9 protein-coding genes and 1 pseudogene are annotated in these 10062 nt (G+C 68.7%); 4 read left to right on the top strand and 6 right to left on the bottom strand.

What is annotated here, in order from left to right:
- Positions 1-82: 82 nt before the first annotated feature.
- The 5 genes and pseudogenes from K1X59_RS10650 to K1X59_RS10630 form a co-directional block, all read right to left on the bottom strand.
- A complete protein-coding gene (locus K1X59_RS10650; protein WP_258566791.1) occupies positions 83-1432 on the bottom strand; it encodes an acyl-CoA thioesterase/bile acid-CoA:amino acid N-acyltransferase family protein in 1350 nt (449 codons plus the stop codon).
- Positions 1433-1460: 28 nt separating this feature from the next.
- Positions 1461-2434 (bottom strand): annotated as a pseudogene (locus K1X59_RS21325) (Ldh family oxidoreductase).
- A 10-nt stretch (positions 2435-2444) separates the two neighbouring features.
- Positions 2445-3260, bottom strand: a complete 816-nt coding sequence (locus tag K1X59_RS10640) for an ABC transporter permease (RefSeq protein ID WP_183150104.1) — start codon at positions 3258-3260, stop codon at positions 2445-2447.
- Complete coding sequence (locus K1X59_RS10635) at positions 3257-4021, bottom strand: ABC transporter ATP-binding protein (RefSeq protein WP_183150103.1); 765 nt, start codon at positions 4019-4021, stop codon at positions 3257-3259. The genes K1X59_RS10640 and K1X59_RS10635 overlap by 4 nt, the downstream gene beginning before the upstream one ends.
- Positions 4018-5079: an ABC transporter substrate-binding protein gene (locus tag K1X59_RS10630; RefSeq protein ID WP_183150102.1), complete on the bottom strand. Its 1062-nt coding sequence runs from the start codon at positions 5077-5079 to the stop codon at positions 4018-4020. Before K1X59_RS10630 ends, K1X59_RS10635 begins: the two co-directional genes overlap by 4 nt.
- A gap of 182 nt (positions 5080-5261) precedes the next feature.
- Here K1X59_RS10630 and K1X59_RS10625 point away from each other — a divergent pair, with 182 nt between their 5' ends.
- Entirely contained in the window at positions 5262-5648 is a 387-nt protein-coding gene (locus K1X59_RS10625) for an SPW repeat protein (RefSeq protein ID WP_183150101.1), read from the top strand.
- Between the two features lie 67 nt (positions 5649-5715).
- Here K1X59_RS10625 and K1X59_RS10620 read toward each other — a convergent pair whose 3' ends face one another.
- Positions 5716-6135 (bottom strand): GIY-YIG nuclease family protein, encoded by a 420-nt coding sequence (locus tag K1X59_RS10620; protein WP_183152807.1) that lies wholly within the window; start codon positions 6133-6135, stop codon positions 5716-5718.
- 141 nt (positions 6136-6276) lie between these two features.
- Between K1X59_RS10620 and K1X59_RS10615 the strand changes: the two genes are divergently transcribed.
- From K1X59_RS10615 to K1X59_RS10605, 3 genes are all read left to right on the top strand, one after another.
- Entirely contained in the window at positions 6277-7359 is a 1083-nt protein-coding gene (locus K1X59_RS10615; RefSeq protein WP_183152806.1) for a sorbosone dehydrogenase family protein, read from the top strand.
- A 76-nt stretch (positions 7360-7435) separates the two neighbouring features.
- Positions 7436-8401, top strand: coding sequence for a TIGR03885 family FMN-dependent LLM class oxidoreductase (locus K1X59_RS10610; RefSeq protein ID WP_183150100.1), 966 nt, complete (start codon positions 7436-7438; stop codon positions 8399-8401).
- On the top strand, positions 8398-10062 hold the full coding sequence (locus K1X59_RS10605) for an alpha-amylase family protein (protein ID WP_183150099.1): 1665 nt from the start codon (positions 8398-8400) through the stop codon (positions 10060-10062). Before K1X59_RS10610 ends, K1X59_RS10605 begins: the two co-directional genes overlap by 4 nt.

The following is a 10062-nucleotide window of genomic DNA, read 5'->3' as shown; positions in this document are numbered from 1 at the left end:
CCGTACGGGCGCGTGAGCTCCGAGACGCGGGCGTGCCGCCACTCCCGCCACTGACCTTCCAGATGCTCCTTCGCGGGCATGGCTACCGTCCTTCGTGGTCGATGTCGATCGCGTCGGCGGCGGCGGCCGCGTCGGCGGTGCGGTGGATGAATGCGCAGATCTGCTCGAACGAGTGCTCGCTCGCGACGGCGTTGCCGCGGGGAGTACCGCCGTTGGAGTAGTGGACGCCGGAGACGGGGTGCACCCGCTCGATGTCGGTGCTGGGGAGGTGGGGGAGCGCGATGCCGTGCCCGGCCTCCTCGTAGTCGAGGTGCAGACGCTCGGCGCCGTGTCCGTGACGCTCCAAGGTGTCGAGCACGATGCGCGAGGCCATGTTCGACGGCCATGCGCGATCGTCCAGCCCCGACACGCACGCGACGGGTCCGGAGAACCTCTCGATCGGGATGCGCGAAGCCCGGGCGAGTTCGCGGTCATGGAGGCCGTCGACGTATACGTCACGATGCCGCGTGGGCGCGGGCGCATCGTTCCAGGGCTGCCAGGTCACGCCGCTGTTGTCGTGCCAGAGGTGGTCGAGCGGTTCACCACCTCGCGTCCACGTCGGCCCGTCCCACCCCTCGGCGGGATCGGCTGCCCCCTGAGCGCCGAAGACGAAGGCACCGGGAACGAACGGCGCGATCCCGAGGATGAGCTCGGGATAGGTGGCGGCCAGCAGGAGCGACAGCTCACCGCCGCGGGACTGACCGCTCACGAGCGGCAACCCGCCTTTCGGGGACAGGGTGCGTGCCGCGTATCGCAGCGCGCGTTCGAAGTACTCCAGCGGCGTGCGGGAGATGTGCTCGGGAAGACCCGGGGCGCGGAAGTACCCCAGGGCAAGTGCCTGCACACCCCTGGAGGCGTATTGCGCCGCGCGGGCCTCGTTGATCCCTCCTCCGGAGCCGTTGAGCACGATCACGGTGGGGAGCGGGCCGACGCGACGAGGGCGGAACAGTGTTCCCACGAGACCGTCCGTGCGGACTCCGGTGCGCTCGACGTCTTCGCTGCGGACCCACTGCGTGACGCCCACCGTGACCTCCGCTGCGGGAGCGCCATCGCCCGGAGCGTCCAGGTGCCCCGTTGCAGGCTCTGTCCACGCCGTGAAGACGGTCGAGATCGGCCGATCGACATCGGTCGGCTCTGCGGATCCGGTCGTGCCCGGTTCCCGGCGCTGCGACCAGAACAGACCCATCGAGTCCGCGACCCGGTAGTCGCCGGACACCGGAGCCTGGGTCGCGAGGTCGACCACCCCATGACGGTCGGCGAGGAACGTCGCCTGCGCCGCCCAGTCGCCGCCATCTCTGGCGGTGACAGCACGCACGGTGGCCAGTGATCCGGGGACGGCGCCGGTGAGCCGGAGCGATCGACGCTCCCACAGTGGGCCGATCTGCGGAGTCACGGTGAGGGCGAACGTGGGGAGGAACCGCTCATGCCCGTGTGGTCCCCGAAGCCGTGTCGCGGAGCCAGGCCACGTCGTCGCCGTCGAGGTCGACCGACGTCGGCAGGTGTGCGGCCCCGGTCGCCAGGATGTCGAAACGCGCGGGCAGGTGACCGCCTGCTGCGCGCCAATCGCGATCGAGCGCGGATGCGGCAGCCGCGGCATCCGTGCCACCCGCGCGAGCCGGGTCGAACGCGATGAGGAGCGCTCCGCGGCTCGACGGCAGTCCAGGGTCGGTGACCCGCCCGCCCACCGCGACGCCCGCGAGAAGCTCGACCACGAGACCGGTCAAGGAGCCCACGAGCCCCGCGGGGAGCAGCGCCGCGACGGCAGCGGGGTCGATCGTGGATGCGCCGTCCGCATCGACGGCTCCTCCCTCGGGAAGCAGGACTCCGGAGGCACGTGCCTCCCGGACTGCGGCGAGTGTCAGCGCCGACGTCGCATAGTCGATCACGAGAGGTGAGGCATCGTCACGCGGGACCCCAGAGCGAGGGGATTCGTGCCGATCGCGGCCGCGTGCGCGCCCCACGGCGCGACCGACGCCGGCGACTGTGCGGCGAGGAGCGCGACCGTTCCGTCGGCGGCGAGCGACCGCGCGGCAAGCCCGAGGATCCCGAGCGCTCCGGCACCGCGGATCCCGACGATCGCCAGCCCGTGCGCCTCGACGCTCCGACGAGCACGCCGCACACCGGTGGCCAGGGCGACCACGCCGGGCACTCCGGTCGCATCGACGGAACCGATCGCCGCACCGTCATCGCTCGGCGTCACACCGGGACGGCCGAGGTCGGCGAGCCGGTCGAGGTCGCGCCGCAGCATCCGGATGCCGAACTCCGGCAGGTCGAGCATCTCCGCCTGAAGCACCCAGAGCGCCGCCAGGGCGACGTCGTCCGGCTCGGCCTCCGCGACGGCGCTCCGGAGCAGGTCGCGGAGCGCCGCGAGTGCCTTCTCAGCCTCGATGTTCATAGCACCCCGCTCAGTACTTCACCCACGGGACGACGCGACGCTCCAGGAGCGCCCACAGCGCGGTGGCGGCGTAGCCGAGTACCGAGATCGTCACGATGCCGACGTACATCTTCGATACGGCGAACGTGCCCCACGAGCTCCAGATCATGTAGCCGAGACCGCTGTTCGCACCGACGAACTCGGATGCGGCGATGATGACGAAGGCGCCGCCGGTGGCGAGCTTGATGCCGGTGAAGATCGAAGGAAGCGCATACGGGAACGACACGGTCATCCAGCGCTGCAGTCGCGTCGCACCATTGGCATTGGCCACGTCGTTCAGCAGCGGCGGCGTCTGCATGACGCCGCCGAGCGTGTTGAAGAGCAGGTAGAAGAACACGCCGATCGCGACGATGACGTACTTGCTCGTCTCGCCGAGGCCGAAGATCAGCAGCAGCAACGGGAAGATGGCGACCTTCGGCACCGGCAGCAGCGCGGAGAAGATCGGATCGAGCAGAAGTCTCAGCGTGCGCACGGACCCGAGGAGGATCCCGAGGACGATGCCGGGGATCGCGCCCAGCACGAAGCCGATCGCGATGCGGGACAGTGTGATTCCGATGTTCTCCAACAGGACGCCGGAGACCAGGAGCTCGAAGAACGTCTCGATGATCGAGGTCGGCGCCGGGAAGAACCGCGCATCGAGGATCCCGGTGCGGCTCGCGATCTCCCACACGACCAGGATGAGCACAGGGGTGTAGGGGCCGAGCCGACGCACCCACACGGATCCCCGCTCGGCGCGCACGGCTTCCTTGAGCTGTGCTTCGATCTGCGGGTCGGCGATCGTCGTCATGACGCCAGCTCCTGTTCCGTCGCGTTCTCGAGCAGCGACCACAGTCGAGCCGTGATCTCGCCGTATCGGGGATCGCGACGCAGGCCCGCGATGTCACGCGGCCGACCGAACGGGACGAGGATGTCGTCGATGATGCGTCCTGGTCGATGCGACATGACGACGACACGGTCGGCGAGCATGAGAGCTTCGTCGACGCTGTGGGTGATGAACATGACCGATTTCGACGTGCGCTCCCAGATCTGCAGCAGCTCCTGCTGCAGCGTGACGCGGGTCTGCTCGTCGAGGGCACCGAACGGCTCGTCCATCAGGAGCAGGTCGCCGTCGTCGGCGAGGGCGCGCGCTACAGAGGTGCGCTGTCGCATGCCGCCGGAGATCTGCGCGGGGTAGAACCCGCCGAAGTCGGACAGCCCCACGAGGTCGAGCAGCTGGTCCACCCGGTCCTTCCGCTGCGCCCGGGAGAGGCCACGGAGCTTCAACGGATAGCCGATGTTCTGCGCGACGGTCAGCCAGGGAAACACTCCGTGCTCCTGGAACACCACCGATGGCCGGCTGGAGGTCTCGATCGTGCCGAGGCTCGGCTTCTCGAGCCCCGCCGCGAGACGCAGCAGGGTGCTCTTGCCGCATCCCGACGGCCCGAGCACGCAGACGAACTCGTTGTCGGCGATCTCCAGGTCGATGTCCTGCAGGGCGACGAGGAGGTCGTCCTTGCGGTCGGCGTTCGCATAGGCCTTCCAGAGGCCCTGGACGCGGAGGCCGCTCATTTCTTCGAGGAGGCCAGGTCGCCGCTCTCCTGCAGCGCGATCGCGTCCTTCAGGATGTCATCGCGGTAGATGTCCTTGATCCCGGAGTCCCCGTCGAACTCGAGAGCATCGCGGTCGCGGAAGAACTGCTCCTGCCGGGCGACATCGGTCCAGTCGATGGCGCCGCTCGGGTCCTGCGTCGTGAGCGCGATGGATGTCAGCGTCTCGACCGGCAGGTCGGTGTACTCGGCGATGATCTCCTGCGTCGCGGGATCGCTCCAGCCTCCGTCTTCGAGTTCCTTGACGGCCTGGAGGTAGGCGGCGGTGAAGGCGGTGACGGCAGCCGGGTGCTTCTCGACGTACTCGGTGTTGAACACCATGGCCCCCAGCTCCACGCCCGCCTGGTAGTCGATGGGGAGCACTTCGTGGGCGATGCCCTGCGCGATGACGGCGGAGGAGATCGGCTCGATCGACCAGCTCGCGTCCACGGAGCCGTTCGCGAGAGCGGCGGGGATGTCGCCGGGGCTCAGGTTGACGAGCTCCACATCGTCGACGCTCAGGCCGGCGGACTCGAGCGCGAGCGCGACGGAGTAGATGCCGAATCCACCGTCGCCGGGGATGCCGATCTTCTTGCCCTCGAGGTCTGCGGCATCCTTCACGTCCGAGGCGTCCGACGCGATCAGCGGTGAGGGGTTCGCCCCCGACTCCGGGATACGCGAGACGCTGGCGATCACGGAGATCGAGGCTCCCGACTTCGTGGCGTTGAAGAGGCCTGCCCCCCAGGTCGCACCACCCGCGGTGATGTTGCCGGTGCTCACCTGCTGGTAGGTCTCGCCGGAGCTGCCGCCCTTGGCCACGAGCTCGACGTCGAGCCCTGCGTCCTCGAAGTACCCCTTCTCCTCTGCGAGGAAGAAGGGGGCGTAGTCGGCGTAGGGGGAGTAGAGGAAGGTGATCTTGGGAGCGTCCTCCGCCTTCTCGGTCGCCGCGTCGCCCGAACCGGACGAGCTGCAGGCGGTGACCAGGAGCGCGCTGGTGAGGACGAGAGCGGCGCCCACGAGGGCGCGGCGACGAGAGGTCATTTTGTTGCTCCAGGGGTTCGGGTGAGGTGCACGGGCAGCACCTGCTCTCGAATCTATCGATTCCGCGGACCTCCGAGATCGCGCCGCCGTCATATTCGGAAACCGGGGGGGGGCAATCCGATCCGGCGCGTGCGCCGAACCAGTGGTGAGTCGCGCTGAGCGACGCCACACAAGGAGGAATCATGCGCTTCATCCCCACCAAGGTCCACGGAGTCCTCGACTACATCGTCGGCATCGCGCTGATCGCCGCACCCTGGCTCTTCGGCTTCGCCAACGTCGGCGGTGCCGCCGTCGTCATCCCGATCGTGCTCGGCGTCGGGTTGATCGTCTACAGCCTCTTCACGAAGTACGAGTGGGGCCCGTTCGGGTTCATCCCGATGCCCGTGCACCTCGTGTTCGACATCGTCGCGAGCCTCTTCCTGGCGCTGTCCCCGTGGTTGTTCGGCTTCGCTGACGAGGCGCTGAACGTGTGGTTGCCGCACGTCGTCGTCGGCGCTGCCGTGATCGTCGTCGTGCTGTTCTCGCAGCCGCAGCCGGCGACGACGCGGGGGCGCGCAGCCACCGCCTGATCTCCGCGAGACGCGATGCCGGGTGACGGGACTTCTCCGAGCCGTCACCCGGCATCGTCATACGTGGTCAGCCGCGCAACGCGGAGCTGAACCATCGGGCGTACAGCTGCCAGGGATCGCCCGCTCGGCGCAACTCGGCGACGTGCGTGCGGACCTCACTCGAGTACGTGAACCATTCGCCGCCCTCCCGGAGCGCCGCGAACTCCCGATGCCGCTGCTGCTCGAGCGCCCGCCCGCCCTGCTCGAAGGCCAGCACTTCGTCGTGGCGGATGCTCGAGAGTCGCTGACGCGGACGGCGGCTCGTGCCGATCTTCACCCGACGGTCGAAACGGATGTAGTAGACCACGTCGACGCGCGGGAGAGGGAGTTCGGGGTCGGGCGCGTCGCCGTAGCGCCACCCGCACAGGGCGCAGTACCACGCGTCGTCGATATGCGTGCCCGTCGTGCTCGCGCACAGCGGACACGGACCGGGAAGGGTGCGTTGCATGGCCACGGTCGCACCCTACGACCGACCTCGGACACCGACGGAAGAATGCTGCGTCGAGACACCTTCCGCGCAGCGTGCCGCGAGCCTAGGGTCGAAGCGGGCGTGGACCACGTCAGCGCCAGGGACGGAGCCAGGATGACGATGACGGGTCGCCGCGGATGGGCCGCGTTCCTCACGGTGTCTGCCGTCGCCGGCCTCCTCGCCGCGTGCGCTCTTCCCGACCCCGTGCCGCTGCCGTCGCCCGCTCCGTCGACGACCGCCGGTGAGTCGCGTTCGCTGCAGGAGGTCACGATCGCGGACGGCCTGGCGGCGCCATGGTCCATCGCCTTCCACGACGGCACCGCATTGATCAGCGAACGCGACAGCGCGCGGATCGTGGAACTCACCGCAGACGGCACGATTCGCGAGGTCGGGGAGATCGCCGGCGTGGAGACGCGTGGAGAAGGAGGGCTGTTGGGGATCGCCGTGCGCGACGACAGGCTGTACGCCTACTCCACGACGGCGGCCGGCAACCGTGTCCAGCGTTTCGTCGTGAGCGGAGCCGCCGGGGCGCTCGAACTCGGCAAGTCCGAGACGATCCTGTCCGGCATCCCCGCAGGGACGAACCACAACGGCGGACGGATCGCATTCGGTCCCGACAGAATGCTCTACGTGACGACGGGGGATGCCGGAGACCGTCGGAGTGCGCAGGATCTGGAGTCGCTCGCGGGGAAGATCCTCCGCATCGCGCCGACGGGATCGATCCCCGCCGACAATCCTTTCGAGGGATCGCCCGTCTACAGCTACGGGCACCGCAACCCGCAGGGACTCGCATGGGACGACGACGGGACGATGTACGCGAGCGAGTTCGGTCAGGACACCTGGGACGAGCTGAACGTGATCGAGGCAGGCAGCGACTACGGGTGGCCCGACGTGGAGGGCATCGCCGATCGGCCGGGCTTCATCGATCCTGTCCAGCAGTGGTCGCCGTCCGACGCCAGCCCGAGCGGCATCGCGATCACGGACGGGCGCCTCTTCATCGCGAACCTGCGGGGCGAGAGGATTCGTGAGACTCCGTTGGACGATCTGGCTGCTTCCCACGAGCATGTGACGGGCGTGTACGGGCGGCTGCGTGACGTGGTGGTGGCCCCCGACGGAGTCGTGTGGATGCTCACGAACAACACGGATGGGCGCGGTGACCCGCGACCAGGGGACGACCGGGTGCTCCGCCTGACCCTCGGCTGACTCCACCCGCTGCCACTCCTCGACGGCTCCTGTCAACCACCACGGAGAACCGGGCGGCGGTCGGCAGACTCGGCGCATGGTCTTCATCGGATTCCACGCCTCGCACGAGCAGATTCCGCCGAGTGCACTGCTGGAGGCGGTCGTGGCGGCGGAGGACGCGGGCTTCGACGGTGCGATGTGCTCCGATCACCTCTCGCCCTGGCTGCCGGAACAGGGCGAGTCGGGTTTCGCCTTGAGTTGGATCGCTGCCGCTCTGGCGCGCACGGCATTCCCGATCGGCATGGTCAACGCGCCGGGACAGCGCTACCACCCCGTCGTGGTCGCCCAGGCGTTCGCGACGCTCGAGGAGATGTTCCCCGGGCGGTTCTGGGCCGCGCTCGGCAGCGGAGAAGCCATGAACGAACATGTGACGGGTGACGGGTGGCCCGCGAAGTCGGTGCGCAATGAACGCCTGGGAGAGAGCGTCGGCATCATCCGTCGTCTGCTCCGAGGCGAAGAGGTCAGCCATGACGGCCACGTCCGCGCGCATCGGGCGAGACTCTGGAGCCTCCCGGCGCAGCCGCCGCCCCTGTTCGCGACCGCAGTGAGCGCCGAGACCGCGGCATGGTCGGCGTCGTGGGCCGATGGGCTCGTCACGGTCGCCCAGCCGCCCTCGGTGCTGCGACGCGTCGTCGAGGCATACCGCTCCGCCGGCGGCACCGGTCCCTGTTCTCTTCAGCTGCACCTCAGCTGGGCGTCCACCGATGCGGAGGCGTTCGCGCTCGCACGTGAGCAGTGGCGCAACGGCGTGCTCGCCCCGCCCCTGACGTGGAACATCGAGCAGCCGGAGGAGTTCGACGAGGCGGTCGGGGCGGTGGATGAGACCGCTCTCCGAGGCGCCGTCCTGATCGATCACGACGCGTCGTCCCTGGTCGATCGGATCGCCGAGCTGGTGGCGGTCGGATTCGACCGCCTCTACCTGCATCACGTCGGGCAGGAGCAGGCGGGCTTCCTCCGCTTCGCGCACTCCGACCTCATCCCCGCGTTGAAGGGACGACTGTGAAGATCACGGACACGAGCGACCTCTGGTGGAAGACCGCGGTCGTGTACTGCCTCGATGTGGAGACGTTCCTCGACACGGACGGCGATGGGGTGGGCGACCTCCGCGGCCTGGCGCAGCGGATCGACTACCTCGCGCAGCTGGGGGTGACGTGCCTCTGGCTGATGCCGTTCTACCCGACCCCCGACCGCGACGACGGCTATGACGTGAGCGACTTCTATGGTGTGGATCCGCGACTGGGCGATCACGGCGACTTCGTCGAGGTGATCCGCACGGCACGGGATCGCGGCATGCGGGTGATCGTCGACCTCGTGATCAATCACACCTCGGATCGGCACCCGTGGTTCCTCGCGGCGAAGCGCAGCGTGTCTTCGCCCTATCGCGACTACTACGTCTGGCGGGACGACGCCCCGCCGAAGGGGCAGAAGAACGCGGTGTTCCCCGGGCAGGCCGACGGCATCTGGACGAAGGACGAGGCGTCAGGGCAGTGGTACCAGCACAGCTTCTATGAGCACCAGCCCGACCTCAACATCGCCAACCCGGCCGTGCGCGACGAGATCGCGAAGGTGATCGGGTTCTGGCTGCAACTGGGAGTGTCCGGATTCCGCGTCGACGCGGTGCCTTTCCTCCTCGAGGTCCCACGCGGAGCGGACATCCCCGATCCGCATGAGCTGCTGCGCGACATCCGACGGTTCCTCCAGAGGCGGTCCAGTGAGGCCGTGCTGCTGGGCGAGGTGAATCTCCCGTATCGCGAGCAGATCGACTACTTCGGGGGATCCGACGGCGACGAACTCACCATGCAGTTCGACTTCGTGGCGATGCAGGCGTTGTACCTGTCGCTCGTGCGGAGGCAGCCTGCTGCATTGATCGAGGCGCTGACCGCGCGGCCCGCGCTTGGGCCCGAGGTACAGTGGGCGAACTTCCTGCGCAACCACGACGAACTGACGCTCGACAAGCTGGATGATGCGGAACGGCAGGAGGTCTTCGAGGCGCTCGCACCCGATGAGAGGCAACGCGTTTTCGGTCGCGGTATCACTCGTCGTCTTCCCCCGATGCTCGAAGGCGACCCGCGACGCATCCGGATGGCGTACAGCCTGCTCTTCACCCTGCCCGGAACCCCCGTGCTCTTCTACGGCGAGGAGATCGCGATGGGGGAGAACACCGAGGTGGAGGGCAGGGAGGCGGTGCGGACCCCGATGCAGTGGTCGCCCGGGCGCAACGGAGGGTTCTCGGATGCGGCGCCGTCGCGCCTGGCGTCGCGCCCTCCCGCTGACGGATACGCGCCGGAGCATGTCAACGTCGCGGACCAGCTCGACGATCGAGGGTCGATGCTGCATTTCATCCGCGAGCTCGCCGCGCGCTATCGGGTCTCACCCGAGCTCGGCTGGGGGGAGTTCGCGGTGATAGAGCAGGCTGCCGATGCCGTGCTCGTGCACTCGCTCACGGCGGATGTCGGCAGGCTCATCGCGGTGCACAACTTCGCTGAGGTGCCGGCGACCGTGAGGTTCCGGCTCGAGAGCGAACCGGAGGGGACCGAACTCGTCGGTCTGCTCGAGTCCGAGCGCTCGGCTCCGGACGCAGATGGCGAGGTGGTCTTGGAGGTGCCGGCGTACGGCTACCGCTGGCTCCGGGTCGCGCGGCCGGGAGGCGGGCGCATCGCCTGA

Origin of the sequence: Microbacterium sp. Se5.02b, from assembly GCF_019464375.1 — a bacterium.
Classification (GTDB): Bacteria; Actinomycetota; Actinomycetes; order Actinomycetales; family Microbacteriaceae; genus Microbacterium.
The sequence above is the reverse complement of the archived record's forward strand: the minus strand, read 5'-3'. Positions and strand labels throughout refer to the sequence as shown.

Bases quoted from the DNA above. Each gene is read 5' to 3' on its own strand.
- K1X59_RS10640 (WP_183150104.1), bottom strand. From the start codon at position 3,260: ATGACGACGATCGCCGACCCGCAGATCGAAGCACAGCTCAAGGAAGCC.
- K1X59_RS10635 (WP_183150103.1), bottom strand. From the start codon at position 4,021: ATGAGCGGCCTCCGCGTCCAGGGCCTCTGGAAGGCCTATGCGAACGCC.
- K1X59_RS10630 (WP_183150102.1), bottom strand. From the start codon at position 5,079: ATGACCTCTCGTCGCCGCGCCCTCGTGGGCGCCGCTCTCGTCCTCACC.
- K1X59_RS10625 (WP_183150101.1), top strand. From the start codon at position 5,262: ATGCGCTTCATCCCCACCAAGGTCCACGGAGTCCTCGACTACATCGTC.
- K1X59_RS10620 (WP_183152807.1), bottom strand. From the start codon at position 6,135: ATGCAACGCACCCTTCCCGGTCCGTGTCCGCTGTGCGCGAGCACGACG.
- K1X59_RS10615 (WP_183152806.1), top strand. From the start codon at position 6,277: ATGACGGGTCGCCGCGGATGGGCCGCGTTCCTCACGGTGTCTGCCGTC.
- K1X59_RS10610 (WP_183150100.1), top strand. From the start codon at position 7,436: ATGGTCTTCATCGGATTCCACGCCTCGCACGAGCAGATTCCGCCGAGT.